The sequence below is a fragment of the Streptomyces genisteinicus genome (assembly GCF_014489615.1).
GTDB lineage: Bacteria > Actinomycetota > Actinomycetes > Streptomycetales > Streptomycetaceae > Streptomyces > Streptomyces genisteinicus.
In genome coordinates this window covers 4,359,341-4,377,039 of the sequence record NZ_CP060825.1, presented here as the reverse complement: position 1 = coordinate 4,377,039, position 17,699 = coordinate 4,359,341, and the positions used below count along the sequence as shown (strand labels likewise).

9 protein-coding genes are annotated in these 17,699 nt (G+C 74.5%); 2 read left to right on the top strand and 7 right to left on the bottom strand.

The features are described 5' to 3' along the window. Positions 1-596: 596 nt before the first annotated feature. The 6 genes from IAG43_RS19125 to IAG43_RS19100 form a co-directional block, all read right to left on the bottom strand. On the bottom strand, positions 597-2,495 hold the full coding sequence (locus IAG43_RS19125; protein WP_246574425.1) for a GMC oxidoreductase: 1,899 nt from the start codon (positions 2,493-2,495) through the stop codon (positions 597-599). 48 nt (positions 2,496-2,543) lie between these two features. Continuing rightward, on the bottom strand, positions 2,544-4,166 hold the full coding sequence (locus tag IAG43_RS19120) for a succinic semialdehyde dehydrogenase (RefSeq protein ID WP_187741918.1): 1,623 nt from the start codon (positions 4,164-4,166) through the stop codon (positions 2,544-2,546). A 467-nt stretch (positions 4,167-4,633) separates the two neighbouring features. After that, entirely contained in the window at positions 4,634-6,298 is a 1,665-nt protein-coding gene (locus tag IAG43_RS19115) for a serine/threonine-protein kinase (RefSeq protein ID WP_187741917.1), read from the bottom strand. A gap of 259 nt (positions 6,299-6,557) precedes the next feature. Continuing rightward, the gene (locus tag IAG43_RS19110; RefSeq protein ID WP_187741916.1) at positions 6,558-9,572 is read right to left on the bottom strand and encodes a protein kinase; all 3,015 of its coding nucleotides are present in this window, start codon (positions 9,570-9,572) and stop codon (positions 6,558-6,560) included. Positions 9,573-9,701: 129 nt separating this feature from the next. Then, the gene (locus tag IAG43_RS19105) at positions 9,702-12,209 is read right to left on the bottom strand and encodes a serine/threonine-protein kinase (protein ID WP_187741915.1); all 2,508 of its coding nucleotides are present in this window, start codon (positions 12,207-12,209) and stop codon (positions 9,702-9,704) included. A gap of 312 nt (positions 12,210-12,521) precedes the next feature. Next, a complete protein-coding gene (locus tag IAG43_RS19100; protein WP_187741914.1) occupies positions 12,522-14,228 on the bottom strand; it encodes a glycerol-3-phosphate dehydrogenase/oxidase in 1,707 nt (568 codons plus the stop codon). Between the two features lie 226 nt (positions 14,229-14,454). Here IAG43_RS19100 and IAG43_RS19095 point away from each other — a divergent pair, with 226 nt between their 5' ends. Further along, the gene (locus IAG43_RS19095) at positions 14,455-15,684 is read left to right on the top strand and encodes a nucleotide sugar dehydrogenase (protein ID WP_187741913.1); all 1,230 of its coding nucleotides are present in this window, start codon (positions 14,455-14,457) and stop codon (positions 15,682-15,684) included. 123 nt (positions 15,685-15,807) lie between these two features. Beyond that, entirely contained in the window at positions 15,808-16,311 is a 504-nt protein-coding gene (locus tag IAG43_RS19090; protein WP_187741912.1) for a hypothetical protein, read from the top strand. Between the two features lie 75 nt (positions 16,312-16,386). Here IAG43_RS19090 and IAG43_RS19085 read toward each other — a convergent pair whose 3' ends face one another. Beyond that, positions 16,387-17,580, bottom strand: coding sequence for an IS30 family transposase (locus IAG43_RS19085; protein WP_223006038.1), 1,194 nt, complete (start codon positions 17,578-17,580; stop codon positions 16,387-16,389). Between the last annotated feature and the right edge of the window lie 119 nt (positions 17,581-17,699).

The window sequence follows — 17,699 nt, the reverse complement described above, 5'->3', positions numbered from 1 at the left end:
CGTGGCTCCGCTGGGGCGTGTGGCGCACCGACGGTGCGCCGTGGGACCTCGCACCAGCGTGCGTGACCGGTCGGCAGGGGACAGCAGCCCGGTCACCCCAAGAGCGGTCGGCCCCGGGGACGCCCGGCGCCGGCCGCATCCGGTCCGCTCCACAGGGTCCCGGCACGGAGGTCCCGCTCCGCGCATCCGCCACACCAGCCATCGGCCGCTTCCGCAGCGCTTCCGGTCCGCCCGGAACGCGGCCCGCCCATCGCGGCGCCACCCCCCGGCGCCGCGCTCCGGCACCGGCGCTGCCCTGACGCCGGTGCCGCGGAAGGCCCCGCGGCCACTGCCCGCGGGGCCTTCCGCCTTTCCTCTTCTGTCCGCGGCGGCGGCCCGGATCCCCCTCGCCCGCGAAGTGATCCACGTCACACCGCGAATCGCGTTCCGGAGGACAACCATTCCCACTGGTCACAGGTCATGCATGCGTAACAACGGTCTTCCGGACGCCACGCGCGCAGGACCGTACGCAGGCCACAAGGCCGCTGCACTCGGAGGGGGGTGCAGCGGCCTTCGTGCGTTCCCGGGCCGCCGCGCCCACCCCCACCCCCACGCGCCTACGCCGGCCCGGTCGGCTCGCTCGGCGCGGACTGCTGCCGCGCGGGCTCCTTCTGCACCGGCTCCGGCAGCGGGCTGCCGTCCTGCTCCTGCTTCCTCGGCGGCACGGCCGGCATCCCCAGGAAGGGCAGCCTGAGCGCGCCGAACGCCTCCGCCGGGACCGAAGGCGCCATGGGCTCGACCGGCGCCAGACGCTCGTAGGCCTCGCCCTGCTCCGGCCTCGGGTCCCGTTCGCCCTTGTTGGGCCAGAAGGACATCGCCCGCTCCGCCTGCGCCGTGATGGTCAGCGACGGATTGACGCCGAGGTTGGCGGAGACGGCCGAGCCGTCCACGACCGTGATCCCCGGGTGCCCGTAGAGCCGGTGGTACGGGTCGATGACGCCCGACGCGGCGTCGGCCCCGATCGGGCAGCCGCCGAGGAAGTGCGCCGTCAGCGGGGTGCCCATCAGCTCGCCGATGTTGGAGCCGGCGAAGCCGTTGATCTCCTCGGCGAGCAGGCTCGCGGCGCGGGTCGCCTCGGGGATCTGCGTCGGGTTGGGCGCGCCGTGGCCCTGGCGGGCGGTGAGCAGGCCCTTGCCGAGGCCGTTCGGTTTGCGGTACGTGGTCAGCGAGTTGTCGAGCGACTGCATGACGAGACCGATGATGGTCCGCTCCGACCAGCGGCGGTTCGACAGCGCCCGGACGGCGAGCCAGGGGTGCCGGGCCATGTTGCCGAACCAGCCCGCGACCCGGCCCCTGGCCCGGAAGGGCACCTGGAGGACGGTCATGCCGCCCATGGCGTTCGACCCCCGCCCGTAGCGGACCGGCTCGATGTGGGTGTCGGCGTCGGGGTGGATCGAGGACGTGATCGCCACACCGCGGGTGAAGTCGACCTTCGCCGCGCCGTGGCGCTTGCGGTAGCGCCGGTTGTCGGTCTGCGCGCCCACCAGCGCCTCGGAGTTGGTGCGGGTCAGCTCGCCGAGCCGGGCGGACAGCCGGGGCAGCAGACCGGTGTCCTTCATCCGGTGCAGCAGGGTCTGCGTCCCGTAGGTGCCGGCCGCGACGACGACCCGGCGCGCGGTGAACGTACGGCCCTTCCCCTTGCGCCGCTTGTCGCTGGGCAGGGTCGCCACGGCGAAGCCGCCGCGCCCGTCCTCGGAGACCGACACGACCGAGGTCATCGGGTGCACCTCGGTACCCGCCTGCTCGGCGAGGTAGAGATAGTTCTCGTTGAGGGTGTTCTTCGCGCCGTGGCGGCAGCCCGTCATGCACTCGCCGCATTCGGTGCACGCCTTCCGGGAGGGGCCGGCCCCGCCGAAGTACGGGTCCGCCACCTCCTGGCCGGGCCGGGCCTTCGCCGCGCCGTCGGCGTCGTCGCCGTCGCCGAAGAACACACCGACCGGGGCCATGTGGAAGGAGTCCCCGACGCCCATCGCCTGGGCGGTCGCCTTCAGGTGCACGTCCGAGGGCGTCATCGTCGGGTTGAGCCGGACGCCGAGCATCCGCCGCGCCTGGTCGTAGTAGGGCGCCAGCTCGTCCTGCCAGTCCGTGATGTCCTTCCACTGCGGGTCGTTGAAGAACGGCGCGGGCGGCACGTAGAGGGTGTTGGCGTAGTTGAGCGAGCCGCCTCCGACGCCCGCGCCCGCCAGCACCATCACGTTGCCGAGCAGATGGATGCGCTGGATGCCGAAGAGGCCCAGCGCGGGCGCCCACAGGTAGTTGCGCAGGTCCCAGGAGTTCTTCGGCAGCGAGTCGCGGGTGAAGCGGCGCCCGGCCTCCAGCACGCCGACCCGGTAGCCCTTCTCCGACAGCCGCAGCGCGGAGACCGAACCGCCGAAGCCGGAGCCCACGACGAGCACGTCGTAGTCGTACGCGTCGTCGTCCGTGTCCTGGTTTCGGGCAGGGGGTACCTCGGACATGGCTCTCCTCGTCAGATGTGCGGGCGGAAGCGATGGGGCCGGGGCGGATCAGCGCAGCCGCAGGGCCTTCATCGCCTTCAGGCTGAAGCTCATGAACTTCGCGTACGCCTCGTCGTCCATGCCGAACGACGGCGCCAGCGGCATCAGCCGCTGCTGGGCGACGGTCTGCGCCTCGGTGTACTTGAGGATTCCCTCGGAGCCGTGGCGCCGCCCGAGGCCGGAGTCCTTCATGCCGCCCATGGGCGCCTGGACGCTTCCGTAGGCGGGTGCGTAGCCCTCGTTGATGTTGACGGTGCCGGTGCGCAGCTTGGCCGCGACGGCGTGGCCGCGGCGGCCGTCCTTGGTCCACACGCTCGAATTGAGGCCGTAGGCAGTGGCGTTGGCCAGCTCGACGACCTCGTCCTCGTCGGTGAAGCGGTAGATCGCGACCACGGGCCCGAAGGTCTCCTCGCCGCAGACCGCCATCGGCGCCTCGACGCCGTCGAGGATCGTGGGCTCGAAGAAGTACGGGCCGAGGTCCGGGCGGGCGACGCCGCCGGTGACGACGGTCGCGCCCTTGGCGACGGCCTCCTCGACGTGCCGGGTGACCGTCTCCAGCTGACGGGGGCCGACCAGGGAGCCCATGTCGGCGCCGTACGCGAGGGAGTTGCCGAGCCGCATGGCCCTCGTCCGCGCGGCGAAGCGCTCGACGAAGTCGTCGGCGACCGACTCGTGGACGTAGAGCCGCTCGATGGAGATGCAGAGCTGGCCGGCGGAGGAGAAGCAGGCCCGGACGGCGCCCGCGGCGGCCTTCTCCACGTCGGCGTCGTGCAGCACCAGCATGGCGTTCTTGCCGCCGAGTTCGAGGGAGACCCCGACCAGGCGGGCGGCCGCGCCCTGGGCCACCTCGCGGCCGGTGCGGGTGGAGCCGGTGAACGAGACGTAGTCGGCGTGCTTCACGACCTCGGGTCCGACGACCGGGCCCTCGCCGATGACGACCTGGAAGACCTCGGCCGGCAGACCCGCCTCGATCAGCAGGTCCCGCGCCCACAGGGCGGTCAGCGCGGTCTCCGTGTCGGGCTTCATGACGACCGCGTTGCCGGAGACGAACGCGGGCAGCGCGTCGCCGACGGACAGCTCCAGCGGGTAGTTCCAGGGGGCGATCTGACCCACCACACCGCGCGGCTGACGCAGTTCGGTGGTCTTGGTGAGCACCGGGACGACCCCGGTGTGGTGCCTGGGCCGCAGGTACGAGGGCGCCTTGCGGCCGTAGTGGCGGGCGGAGACGGCGACGGCCTGCACCTCCTCGTGGGCGTGCAGCCGCGCCTTGCCGGTCTCCAGCTGGATCAGGTCGAGCACCTCGGCCTGGCGCTCCAGGACCAGGTCGTGGAAGCGCAGCAGGACGGCGGCCCGGGTCCGGACCGGGGTGGCCTCCCACACCCGCTGGGCGGTCCGCGCGCGCTCGAAGGCGCCGGCCACGTCCTCGGGGGTCGACTCGGGCAGGTCCGCCAGCTTCTCGCCGGTGAACGGCGCGTGGTTCACGGTCAGGCCGGAGCCGGCCACGCCCCGGGTGAGCCGGGCGACCAGATCGGGGGTCACGACGTCGGCGGCGGTGCGCGCACCGGCGGGGGCCGCGGCGGCGGGGTTGGTACCGAGGGCGGTGGCGGTGGCGGTGGCCTGCGAGTCCGTCATGGGGGCGAGGGTATGCCGCAATCACCGCTTTGGGTACCCGTCGGTAACAGCTTTTACCGGGCCCTCACCATCGCGCCAGCGATCACTGGCACATAAGCCCTGATCAGCGGCTCGGTGCCGTCCCGCGGCCCGGACAGCCCATCGGGAAGGTGTCGCGGACGTGGAGGATCCGACGCGCCGGGGGCCTTGCGGAACCACCTGTTCCGCAAGGCCCCCGGCGGCACCCGGACCCGGCTGACGGCGACACGCGGAGCCCCGGACTCCGGGCACGGGCGACCGCACCGCGCACCGCGGACGGCTGCACGCGAACGGGCCGCGGTCGGTTGCGGGCGACCGGTTCGCCGTCGGTTGCAGGCGACCGGACCGCGATCGGTTGCAGGCGAACGCACCGCGCCCCGCGAACGGCCCCCGGGCGACCCCGGCCCCGCCCCGCGAACGGCCCCCGGCCGGCGGCACCCGCCCCCGGGTCAGCTCGCGGGCGGCCGCCAGCCGCGCAGCATGATGTCGAACTGCTCCCGGGTCACCTGCCAGTCGTCGGCGGGGCCGGACATGTAGAGCGCGTACTCGGTGCCGTCGTCGCCGTAGTACATCTGATCGATGGCCCGGCGCGGGCCCGGGTGCTCCCTCCGCTCGGTCCAGCGGAACTCCCACAGGGCGGACCGGGTCTGGTCGCGGAAGGTGTTCGGACGCAGCTTGATCCGCTCGTACTGCGGCAGCCGCTCGGCCAGCCCCTCCTCCATGTCGAGCATGTGCATGTACGGGTTCTCGAAGTCCGGGGCGGGATCGACGCTGATCCTGATGCGGTGCCGCCCGTTGTCCGGGGTGTAGTCGATCTGGTCGCCGTCGGTCTGGCGCACCCAGCCGTCCGGCACCCACAGGGCGAAGCCCGAGGGGTCCTGCACCCTGCGCCACCCGTCGGGGACTGTGGAGTCCACCGGCCCGCCCGGGTCCGCCGTGCCGCCGGGAGTGCCGGAGGCGGTGGGCGCGGCGCCCCTGCCCTCGCCGCCTCCGCCGCCGTCCCCGGCGTGCTGGAGCACCGCGAAACCCGCCCCCGCCCCGATCACGGCGGCCGCCACGACCACGACCGCGAACCGGCGCAGCCGCGCGCCGCGCGGCGGCGGGACGGCGGCCGGCCGGGTGGGCACGGTGCCCGTGCCGGGCCCGGGCACCGGCGCCGCGGCGGGGAACCCCGGGGAGAGGCCGGCCCCGCCGTGCGCGGGTGCGGTCGCGACGGCGGGGCCCTCGATCCGCTCGGTCTCCCCGGGCGCCGGCAGCCGCCGGGTCACCGCGGTGGGACGGCGGCCCTCCAGCACCTCGGTGAGCATCCGCTCCGTCTCCGCGACGGAGGGCCGGGCGGCGGGGTCCTTGCGCAGCAGCGCCAGGATGACCGGCGCGAGGTCCTGCGCCCGCCGGGGCGGGGGCGGCTCGTCGGCCACCACGGCCTGCATCGTGGACAGCGGGGACGAACGCCGGAACGGCGATTCGCCCTCCAGCGCGGTGTACAGGCTCGCGCCGAGCGACCAGAGGTCCGACGCGGGCCCCGGGTCGTGGCCGCGCACCCGCTCGGGCGCCAGGTAGTCGATCGAACCCACGATCTCCCCGGTCCGGGTGATCGTCGAGTCGCCCTCTATGGCCGCGATGCCGAAGTCCGTGATCAGCGCCCTGCCGTCGTCGCCGAGCAGCACGTTGGCCGGCTTGATGTCCCGGTGCAGCACCCCGGCGGCGTGCGCGGCGCGCAGCGCCCGCAGCACGTCCAGGCCGATCCGGGCCGCGCGGGCGGCGTCGATGCCGCCGGGCTCCTTCGCCGCGTCGGCGAGCGACGGACCGTCGACGTACTGCATGACGATCCACGGACGGCCGTCGTACTCCAGCACGTCGTGCACGGTGACCACCCCGGGGTGGCTGATCCGCGCCGCGGCGCGCGCCTCCTTCTGGGTGCGGGCGTGCAGCACCTGCCGGTCCGCCTCCGAGACGTACAGACCCGCCGTCAGTTCCTTGACGGCCACGATCCGGTGGAGCACTTCATCATGCGCGCGCCAGACCTTGCCCATGCCGCCCCGGCCGATGCTCTCGCCGAGCCGATAGCGCCCCGCGAGCAGCAGTCCCGTGCCCGTGCTGTGAGTGTGTTCCACGTACCCCGCCCCGTTTCCTGAAGTGCCAGGTTACGGAGGGGACGTACGCGCGCGGAACCCGGGAACGCTCAAGTGACCGCACCGTGATGCGTGATGGGCCGCGCACCCGCGCCGCCGCGGGCCTCCCACCGGCCGGTGCGGCGGAGCCCCCCGCTCCCGGACGAGGCCGCAAAGGGAGCTCCGGGCGAACTCCCCTGCGCCACCCGGCCGCCCGGGGAACTCCGGTGAACCCCCGGCCGCGGACAGGCCGGGCCGCGGGTCAGCGGGTGACGCGATACGTGGACGTGGCCTGCTGGTGGATCTCGGTCACCTTTTCCTTCTGGTCGGCCGGGCCGATCACCTGGACCACGTGGTAGGCGCCGTCCACGATGAGCGCCAGGTTGCGCACGAAGACCTCGCGGCCCGTGCTGTCCTGCCAGGTGAACTGGCCCTCCGCCATGGACTGCTTGCCCACGTCGATCCGCCGCAGCCCGGTCGCGCTGGCCCACGAGGAGTCACGGAACGGCTGGAGTTCGCGCTCCTTGTCCCGCTGGTAGGTCAGCGGATCGTCGCCGTTGGCCGCCACCGAGTCCCGGCCGGGGACCACGATGAGCGTGAAGTCCCCGCCCACCCAGCGGACCTGGCCCGCGTCGTTGATCGGCCGCCGCTGCCACGTCCGGTCGACGGCCAGCCGGAAGCCCTCGATGTCCTCGCGCAGCACGTAGCCGTCCGGGAGGTCCGCCGCCGGGGCCGACGTCTGCGGCTGCCGCGAGCCGGGCGTCCCCTCCGGTGACGGCTCGCCGCCCCCGCCCGAGGGGCGCGGCGACGCCTCGGCCGGCGGCCGGCTCCCCGTGCCGGCGCCCTGCGACGGGCCCTGTTCGTCCGCCTTCGGCATGAACAGGAAGGCGTAGGCGACGGCCGCGGCCAGCAGCAGGAGGATCAGCACCAGCAGAGTGCGTCCGAGTGCGCGCGGCGCCCTGTCCCCCGCACCGCGCGGCAGGCGTTCGTCGCGCGCCCGCGGCACGGGCGGTCGTTCCTCGCGCGCCCGCGGCATGGGCGGTCGTTCCTCGCGCGCCCGCGGCATGGGCGCCCGCTCCTCGCGCGCGGGGCGGGCGGCGCCCCTGGACTTCTTCTGGCGGTGCCGTCCGTGCGCCGCCTCCCTGCCTCCGAAGCGCCGCCGCCGCACCAGCTCACCACGGCGCCGCACGATGGGCAGCAGCGCCGGGTCCACCGGTCCGGACGGCACGGGGACCACGTCCGCGCCCGCCTCGGGTTCGGGCGCGGACCGCACCAGCGAGCGCAGCCAGCCGCTCAGTTCCTCGAACTCGGGCCGCTCCGTGGGGTCCTGACGCAGCAGGGACTCCACGACCGGGCGCAGCGGTCCGCACTCCTCGGCGAACGCGGGCGGCTCCGAGCACACCATCTGCACCAGCTCGTGGGCGCTGTCCTCCGGGTACGGGGCGTGCCCCTGGACCGCCCGGTACAGCAGCGCGCCGAGCGCCCACAGGTCGGTGGCGGGCCCGACCGGGGCCGCCAGCTGCCAGTTGTCGTGGACCGGCCCGGCCTGCTCCGGCGCCCAGCGCTCGGTCACCGCGCCGACGACGGCGATCCTCGCCTGGCGCGCCCGCTCGGCGGCCAGCGGCGTGGTGGGGCCGCGGAACACGGCGGCCGGGGCGGCCGCCACCACCTCCTCCCAGCGGCCCGGCGGCTGCGGGGCCGGGCCGGCGGATCCGGGCAGGGGCCGCCCCCGCTGCGAATCGGCGCGCAGGGCGTCGCTCCCGGTCGTCCAGCTGCCCGGGGAACCGCCGCCCGCGGCTCGGGCGGGCGGCAGGGCCGGACGCCCCGGGCCGCCCCGTCCGGCGTCCCGGTCCGCGGCCGCCTGGCGCACGCCGTAGGGGTCGTCGCGGTACGCGTCGCCGGGGGCGGAGTCCGCCGCGGGACGGGCCGCCGGCAGAGCCGGGCGGCCGCCGCCGGCGGGCAGCGGGGCGGGGCCGTCGTGACCGGACGGCGGGGTGTCCCGCCAGACGCCGGCGAGACGGGCCCGGCCGGGCTCCTGCCCTCCGTCGCCGCCGCGGGGCCGGTCCCGGCCGTCCTGCGGGTCGTCGTCGTGGTCGGGGCGGTCGGCGTGGTCGGGGCGGTCGCCCTCGTGACCGTCGTACGCGTCGCCGTACGCGTCGTCCTCCGCGTCGTCGTCGTACACCGCGGCGTACCGCTCGGCCGGGTCCTGCGCCCACCAGTCGGGGTCGACGCCGTCCTGCACCGGGCGGCCGCCGGCGGAAGGGCGCTCCACGGCCGGCACCGAGCCGGACCGCTGCTCGTCCTGGATCCGGGCAGCCGCGCGGGCTCCGGCACGGTAGGCGGCGATGGCCCCGGCCCGTGCGGCCCGCACGTCCGGGACCTGCCCGGCGCCCTCGGCCCCCTGGCGCGGCAGGGCGGGCGGGCCGCCGGTCCCGGCGGGCCGGACGGGGGCCGGCAGCAGGGGCTGCCGCGCGGGCGCGAGCTCCCCGGCCCCGGACCCGCCGCCGTGCGTCTCGTCGGCGAGGTGTTCCGTCCCGGTCCGCGCGGCGGGGAGCCGGCCGGGCACGGGGCGGCCGCCAGGGTCCGTCTCCCGGCCGTGGCCGTGGCCGGGGTCCCGGCCGTCCGGGGTGGGGCCGAAGCCCTGCTCGGGGGCGGGTGTGCCGGGGGCCGCGTCCGGGTCCTCGGGGACCGGGGCGTAACCGCAGAGAGCCTCCTCGGCGGCGCCGGACGCCAGGCCGGTGAGCACCACACGGCCGTCCTCGCACACGAGCACCGTGCGCACGGTGATGTTCCGGTGGGTCCAGCCGTGGGCGTGCAGCACCCGCAGCGCGGCAAGCACGTCGGCGGCGACCTCGGCGGCCCGGTACGGGCTCAGCGGCCGCTCGGCGAGCAGCGCGGCCAGCGGCCGGGCGTCGACCACCTCGCTCACGATCCAGAGCGAACCGTCCTCGGCGAAGACGTCGAAGACCTGGTCGAGGCGCGGGTGGTCGGGGATGCGGGCCGCCGCCTGGGCGGCCTCGACCGCGCGGAGGACAGCCGGGTCGGAGGGCCGCCGGGTCGCCCTGCCGGGAGCCCGGCGCGGCGCGGCGGCCCCGGCGAGCCCGTCGCCGTCGAGCACCTCGGCGTCCACGACCTCGGGCAACGGCACCTGACGCACGAGGACTTCATGGCCGCTGTACGTGTCGAACGCCCGTGTCTCGGCCAGTTCGAACTCGTCGGACGGCGGCAACGGCAGACGGTAACGGTCGGCGAGCACCCTTCCCGCGTAGTCCTCCACGACGCCTCCCCACAGCGCGCTGTCCCGGCCGCCCCGGGGCGAACCCGCGTCAAGCCGTCACATCCGGTCGTCCAACGGCCCCTTTACGGCTCCGTATCGTCCACGACCACTCACGATACGTGGCCCCGGTCAGTCCTTGGGGCTGAACGTCGCGAACGCCGTGCGCCGCAGGGTCTCGCACTCCTCGCCGTCCCACTCGTCGGCCCTGCAGGTGATCATGATCGAGTAGCCGCGCTTGGCGTCGACCTTGAATCCCCTGTTCAGGATGCGGACCACCTGGCCTCGCTCCTTGCGCTGGAACTCCCAGTCGGCGACGGTCGGATAGCCGTTGTACTCGGTCTTCCGTATCCCGATGTGCTTGTACCCGTTGCTGCTCGCGCTCACCGCGGCGACGGCCGCGGCCCACGCGGCGGCGGCGTCGTCCTTCGGGCTGTCGTTGAAGTCGACCTGGACGCGGGGCACTCCGCCGTCGACGCTGAACTTGCCGCCCGAGTTCTGGCCCGCGATGCCGGTGAGGCGGAAGTCCGAGGGCATGGCCATGGTGAAGTGCCAGCGGTCGTTGGAGACCATCGCGTACCCCTCGGGGAGCGTGGCCCCGCCGGTCCCGCCGCCGTCGCCGCCGTCGTCACCGGACGAGCCGTCGTCGGCGCCGTCGCCGCCGTCAGCGCCGGGCTCCTGGCCGGTGCCGCCGCTGCCGTCCTGGCCGGGCTCCTGTCCGCTGTCCGGGCTCGCGCCGCTGCCGGCGCCGCCGTTCGCCGGCTCGTCGCCGCCCTGGGAGGCGCCGGCCGAGGCCTTCCGGTCGTCGCCGGCCTTGCCGCTGCCCTTGGCACCCGTCTCCCCGTCGTCGCCGAGGGAGAGGACGAGGACGGTGGACAGCACCGCGAGCACGGCGACGACGGCGATGACGACCAGCGTCCGGCGGGGCACCACGTCGGTGATCGACGCCCGCACGGGCGCGGGACGCCGGCCCGGCTCCTGGGAGGCGGTCCGCGCGGCGTCCGCGCGGCCGGGGGAACGCGGCTCCGCCTTGGCGGCCGCGGCCGCGTTGCGCACCGAGCGGAGCGCTCCGCGCACCCGGTCGGCCGCCGCCGGATCCTTCGGCGTGGCCGGCGAGGGCCGGGGCGCCGCGGGCGGTGCGGGCGGCGTGGGCGGCAGGGCGATGACGCGGGTCTGCTCCGGCGAGGGCTCGGGCTCCGCCGCGTCGTCCTCGGCGGGCGCGTTGACGACGCGGGTGAGCATGGCGCGGGCGCCCGCGTCGTCGAGGCGCTGGGCGGGATCCTTGGCGAGCAGGCCGTAGATGACGTCGGTGAGCGGCCCCGCGTTCTTCGGGGGATCCAGCGGTTCGGTCATGACGGCGGTCAGCGTCGCGATCGCCGACCCCTTGTCGTACGGCGGGCTGCCCTCGACGCTCGCGTAGAGCAGTCCGCCCAGCGACCAGAGGTCGGCGGCGGGGCCGGGCTTGTGGCCGCGGGCGCGTTCGGGCGAGATGTACGAGGGCGCGCCGACGAGCATGCCGGTCGAGGTGATCGACGGGTCGCCCTCGACCTGGGCGATGCCGAAGTCGGTGAGGACGACCCGGCCGTCCTTGCCGATCAGGACGTTGGACGGCTTCACGTCGCGGTGGAGGATGCCCTCGCGGTGCGCGGAACGCAGCACGTCCAGGATGGCGAGACCGACCTCGGCGGCACGACGGGGCGTCAGCACCCCGTCCTCGCGCACGACCTCGGCGAGGGACTTGCCCTCCACGAGCTCCATGACGATCCAGGGCCGGTCGTCCTCGTCGACGACGTCGAAGACGGTGACCGCGCTGTTGTTGCGGATGCGCGCGATGGCCTTCGCCTCGCGGAGCGTCCGGGTGATGAGGCGGCGCTTCTCGTCCTCGTCGATGGCGTTCGGGAAGCGGAGCTCCTTGACGGCGACGGTGCGGCCGAGGGTCTCGTCGACCGCCCGCCACACGGTGCCCATGCCACCGCGCCCGAGGACGCCGCCGAGCCGGTACCGCCCGGCGAGCAGCCGTTCGTCGGGCTTGGCGGCCGACGCCCCGGAACCGGTCCGGCGGGGAGCCGCCGGGGCGGCGGGGGACGCTGCGGGGGCGGCGTCCGCGTCGCGTGCGGCACCGGCGGGGGCACGGCCGGCCCGCGGGTCGCGGCCCGCCTCCGCCTTCCGGCCCGTCGCGGCGGCTTCGGCGGCGGCGTCACGGGGCGCGTCGCCCGTGCTCGTGCCCGTGCCCGAGGCCGCCCCGCCACGGGCACGGTCACCGGCCTCGTCGCGGGTCGTGCCGCGAGCCGCGTCACCGGAAGCCGCGTCGCGGGCCCGGTCACCGGGTGCCGCGTCACCGGTCTGAGCGGACGTCATGTCCTTCCCGGACCCGGCGTCGTCCGGGCCGTCCGCGGCGTCGTCCGCGCCGCGCTTCGCGCTCGCGGCCTCGCCCCCGGCAGCGGCACCGTCCTGAGCGTCCGTCACCGCGCCGCCGTCCGACGGCTTCCCCGTGGCCGCCGCGTCCCCCGTGGCCGGGGTGCCGGCGTCCGGCGTACCGGACGTGCGCTCGCCGCCGGCGGAGTCCTCACCCCTGCCCGCGGACCCGGCCCCCTCGGCCTCGTTCCGCTGGGGCCCCCGCGCCTGCTCAGCCTCCGACATGCGTCCCCTCTGCGATCCTGATCTTCGCCCGCGCTGCCGCTTCCCGCTCGTTGCGGTAACCCGCCCTGGCAGAGCGACCATTGTCCCTCACCACGGCACGGGTGCTGTTCCCGGGGCCACTCCGCTCCCGTGCGCACGCACCACCGTGCCACCCCCACCATGCCATCACCGGGGGTGGGGCCGGGCCCGGTGCCGGTCGGAAGCCGGCCTCCGTCCTCCCGCGGCGGCGCGTGCCCCGGGGCTCCGCGCCCGGTGCGGCGGCGGCGCCCCGTGCGGCGGGCGGTCCGCCCTCCCGCCGCACGGCCGCCGGACTCAGAGGGGCACGATCTCCGGGGCGCCCAGGCGCGCGGCGTCCGCCGTGAGGTCGTCGGGCTGCCGCTGGGACTCCCGCTCCGCCTCCACCCGCTTCTCGTAGTGCTCGATCTCCTTCTCCACGTGCGCCTTCTCCCAGCCGAGCACCGGTGCCATCAGCTCCGCGCACTCCCGCGCGGAACGCGTGCCGCGGTCGAAGGTCTCGATGGAGATCCGGGTCCGGCGGGTGAGGACGTCGTCCAGGTGGCGCGCGCCCTCGTGGGACGCCGCGTAGACGATCTCGGCGCGGAGGTAGTCGTCCGCGCCGCCGACCGGCTCGCCGAGCCCCGGGTCCGCAGCGATCAGGTCCAGCAGCTCCTCGGTCATCGATCCGTAGCGGTTGAGCAGGTGCTCGACCCGCACGACATGGAGCCCCACCCGGGCGGCGATCCTGGCCCGGGCGTTCCACAGGGCTCGGTAGCCCTCGGCGCCGAGCAGCGGGACGTCCTCGGTGACGCACGCCGCCACCCGCTGGTCGAGCGCGTGCACGGCCTCGTCGACCGCGTCCTTGGCCATCACCCGGTAGGTCGTGTACTTGCCGCCGGCCACCACGACGAGGCCCGGTACGGGGTGGGCCACCGTGTGCTCGCGCGAGAGCTTGCTGGTGGCGTCCGACTCGCCGGCGAGGAGCGGCCGCAGCCCCGCGTACACGCCCTGGACGTCGTCACGGGTGAGAGGGACCGCGAGGACCGAATTGACGTGCTCCAGCAGGTAGTCGATGTCGGCGCTGGAGGCGGCCGGGTGGGCCTTGTCGAGGTCCCAGCCGGTGTCCGTGGTGCCGACGATCCAGTGCCGGCCCCAGGGGATGACGAAGAGCACGGACTTCTCCGTGCGCAGGATCAGCCCGGTCGTGGAGTGGATGCGGTCCTTCGGCACCACGAGGTGGATGCCCTTGGAGGCGCGGACGTGGAACTGGCCGCGCTCGCCGATCAGCGCCTGGGTGTCGTCCGTCCACACGCCCGTGGCGTTCACCACCTGGCGGGCGCGGATCTCGTACTCCCCGCCGCCCTCGACGTCGAGCACCCGGGCCCCCACGACCCGCTCCCCCTCCCTGAGGAACCCGACGACCCGTGCCCTGCTGGCCACCTGCGCACCGTAGGAGGCGGCGGTGCGGACCAGGGTGGTCACGAACCGGGCGTCGTCCATCTGCGCGTCGTAGTACTGGAGGGCGCCCACCAGGGCGTCCTTCTTCAGCGCGGGCGCCACCCGCAGCGCGCGCCGCCGGGAGAGGTGGCGGTGCACGGGCAGACCGCGTCCGTGGCCCGAGGAGACCGACATGGCGTCGTACAGCGCCACACCCGACCCGGCGTACCAGCGCTCCCAGCCCTTGTGCTGGAGGGGATAGAGGAACGGCACCGGCTTGACGAGGTGCGGGGCCAGCCGCTCCAGAAGCAGGCCGCGCTCCTTGAGCGCCTCTCTGACGAGGGCGAAGTCGAGCATCTCCAGATAGCGCAGGCCGCCGTGGATCAGCTTGCTCGAACGGCTCGACGTGCCCGACGCCCAGTCGCGCGCCTCGACCAGCCCGGTCGACAGGCCTCTGGTCGCCGCGTCCAGGGCGGTGCCGGCGCCGACCACCCCCGCGCCGACCACCAGCACGTCCAGTTCGCGCTCGGCCATCGAGTCGAGCGCCGCGGCGCGCTCCCCGGGTCCCAGTGTCGCTGTCCTCACTGCTGCCTCCCGTCGCCCCCTACGTCCCCTGCGGTCGGGCTCACACAGTCGATTCTGTCCGCAGAAATCGACTTCAGCCACTGCCTGTGGATAACACCCCGTTAGCCACGCGCCCACAATCCGACATCACGGTCATATTTACGCCTAGTCTGACATTGCGCACGCCCGTTCCGCCCACAGGGCTTGCGTCCTGTGTCACCTCCGGTTATGGGAAGGACGGCCCGCCATGCCCGCTGATCTCGCCGTCGTCGGCCTCGGCCACCTCGGTCTGCCCCTCGCCCAGGCCGCCGTCGCCGCACGCATCGAGACCATCGGATACGACCCCGGCGGCCCGCACCCGGCCGAACCGGCGGCGGGCATCACCGCCGCGGAGATCCGCCGCATGCTCTCCGCCGGCTTCCGCACCGTCGACGATCCCGCGGAACTGGGCCGGGTGCGCACCGCGGTCGTCTGCGCGCCGACCCCGCCCGGCCCCGACGGCACGCCCGACCTCACCGCGCTCGGCGACGCCGCACGCGCCCTGGCGTCCCGGCTGCGCCCGCACACCACCGTCATCCTGGAGTCGGCGGTGCAGCCGGGGACCACCGAGGAGTTCCTGCGCCCGCTCCTGGAGGAGGGCTCCGGGCTGCGCGCCGGACGCGACTTCCACCTCGCCTACTCCCCCAGCCGCACCGACCCCGGCAACCGCGACCACGGCTACGCCAACACCCCCAAGGTGATCGGCGGCCTCACCCCCGCCTGCACCGAGTCCGCCGCCGCCTTCTACAGCCGCCTCACCGACAAGGTGGTGCGCGCGCGGGGGCTGCGGGAGGCGGAGACCGTCAAGGTCCTGGAGACCAACTTCCGGCACGTCAACATCGCCCTCGTCAACGAGATGGCCGTGCTCTGCCACGGCCTGGGCATCGACCTGTGGGACGTCATCCGCTGCGCCGAGACCAAGCCGTTCGGCTTCCAGGCGTTCCGCCCCGGCCCCGGCGTCGGCGGCCACGGCGTGGCGCTCGACCCGGGGGTCCTCCCTCCGACCGGCCGCACACTGCGCATGGTCGGCCTCGCCCAGGACATCAACACCCGGATGCCCCAGTACGTGATCCAGCGCTGCGCCACCCTCCTCAACGAGCACGGCAAGTCCGCGCGCGGAGCCCGCGTCCTGCTCCTCGGCGTCACCTACAAGCCCGACCTGGCCGACCTCCAGGGCTCCCCCGCCCCGGAGATCGCCCGGCGGCTGATGGACATGGGCGCCGCCGTCAGCTACCACGACCCGCACGTCCCGGACTGGCGCGTCGGCCAGGTGCCCGTGCCCCGCGCCGACTCCCTCTACGAGGCCGCCGCCCGCGCCGACCTGACCGTGCTCCTCCAGCACCACCGCACCTACGACCTCCAGGGACTCGCCGTGAAGGCCCAACTCCTGCTGGACACAAGGGGAGCGACGCCCGCGGGCGCGGCGCACCGGCTGTGAGACATGTCGCGGACATGCAACGGTCGGGTAACCGACGGGCGTTCTGTCCGACCGGGCTGCTACTGTCCGGAATCGCTCGCACGGTCGTGCGACGCATCTCACGCCTTCAGGGGGAACTTTCGCATGTCCCAGCCCGTACCGCCGCCCTCCGGCAACCCGTACGCCCAGGGAACCCCGGGCACGCCGGGCAACCCCTTCGCCCCGGCACCGCCGCCCGCCCCGGTCCGCAACAACATCGGCCTGGGCCTGGTCGTCGCCGTCGTGGCGGCCCTGGTCAGCGCCGGCGCCTACGGCGCGCTCGCGGGGGCCATCGAGGCCGAGGTCGGCTACGCGGCCGTCGCCGTCGGCTTCCTGATCGGCTTCGCCGCCGCCAAGGTCGGCGGCCCCAACCCGGTGCTCCCGATCGTCAGCGCCGTGCTCGCCGTCGGCGCGGTCTACCTGGGCCAGCTCGTCGGCATCGCCATGATCGTCGCGGACGAACTGGGCGGTTCCTTCACGGACGTGTTCTTCGACCAGTTCAGCCTGCTGACGGACGCCTGGTCCGAAGTGGCCGACGGCATGACGTACCTCTTCCTGGCCATCGGCGCGATCACCGCCTTCGGTGGCGCCAAGAAGGCCAACGGCTGATCCCGGCACCGCACACACGACCTGGCCCCGGCACCGAGAGGGCGGATTCTTGGGGTCCTCGCAACACCTGACGGTCTACGTGGGCGTCAGTAGATCACGCAGGCGCTCGGCTGGGGTTCTCCAGCCGAGCGTTTTGCGTGGCCGGCCGTTGAGTCGCTGGGCGACGTGTTCGAGGTCTTCGGCGCTGTGCACGGACAGGTCGGTTCCTTTGGGGAAGTACTGCCGCAACAGGCCGTTCGTGTTCTCGTTCGAGCCGCGTTGCCAGGGTGAGTGCGGGTCGCAGAAGTAGACCGGCACTCCCGTGGCAATGGTGAACTGCTTGTGGGCGGCCATCTCGCAGCCCTGATCCCAGGTCAGCGAGCCGCGCAGGTGCCCGGGCAGGGTCTGGATCAAGGGCACCAGCACATCGCGGACCTCCTCGGCGGTATGCCCGCCGGGCAGATGCCCGAGCAGGACATAACGGGTGGAGCGCTCGACCAGGGTCATGATCGCGCTGTCGCTGCGGGAGCCGACGATCAGATCGCCTTCCCAGTGGCCGGGAACCGCCCGGTCCTCCACCCCGGCAGGCCGCTCGGAGATCATCACCATCTCGTCAACGAACCGGCGGGTGCGCTGCTCCGGGCTGCGGTGAGGCTTGCGCCGGGTGCGACCGGTGCGCAGCGCGAGTGCGACCTCGCGTCGCAGTCCGCCACGGGCCTGGACATAGATCGCCTGGTAGATCGTCTCCGGACTCACCCGCATGCTCTCGTCGTCGGGGAACTCGATGAGCAGAGCGTGGCAGATCTGCTCGGGTGACCACTGTTCCTGCAGCTTGTCCGCGACGAACCGGCGGAGCGGGCCGTCCTGGGCGAGCTTGGAGTCCTTGGCGCGTGACCGGCTCCTCGCCCATGCTCGCTGGGCCCGGTGCGGCCGGTAGACGCCGTCGACCGACCGGGCGTCGATCTCGCGCTTGACCGTGGAGGCCGGTCGGCCCAGTGCCCGTCCGATCGCGCGCAGCGACCGGCCCTCACGGCGCAGATCGGCGATCACCTCCCGCTCGGTGACCGTGAGGAACCGTGGGTGCAGCTCGGCCTCGACCCTTGCGAGGGACAACTCCGAAGAGGTGGCGCCGATGGTGGTCACACCGGTCTTGTAGTCGATGCGGCGCCCGTCGGGGTGCAGGCGCGAGTGGCCGATCTGCCGGATACCGCGGTCCCAGTCCTCAGCGGTGCGCTCATGGACACCAGCCCGCCCGGCGGCCTCACGGCGCCGGACTCCCGCCGCACGCAGCCGCTCGTACTCCGCCCGACCGGGGTGGCCGGGCCTGCGAGGCTTGCCACGACCACGGACTCCGGCCTGGCGTGCCCATCCGAACGCCGTATTGCGGTTCACTCCCACTGCACGAGCCG

What these genes read in the sequence shown, in the direction of transcription:
- IAG43_RS19125 (WP_246574425.1), bottom strand. Translation starts at nt 2,495, where the DNA reads ATGTCCGAGGTACCCCCTGCCCGAAACCAGGACACGGACGACGACGCG.
- IAG43_RS19120 (WP_187741918.1), bottom strand. Translation starts at nt 4,166, where the DNA reads ATGACGGACTCGCAGGCCACCGCCACCGCCACCGCCCTCGGTACCAAC.
- IAG43_RS19105 (WP_187741915.1), bottom strand. Translation starts at nt 12,209, where the DNA reads ATGTCGGAGGCTGAGCAGGCGCGGGGGCCCCAGCGGAACGAGGCCGAG.
- IAG43_RS19095 (WP_187741913.1), top strand. Translation starts at nt 14,455, where the DNA reads ATGCCCGCTGATCTCGCCGTCGTCGGCCTCGGCCACCTCGGTCTGCCC.
- IAG43_RS19090 (WP_187741912.1), top strand. Translation starts at nt 15,808, where the DNA reads ATGTCCCAGCCCGTACCGCCGCCCTCCGGCAACCCGTACGCCCAGGGA.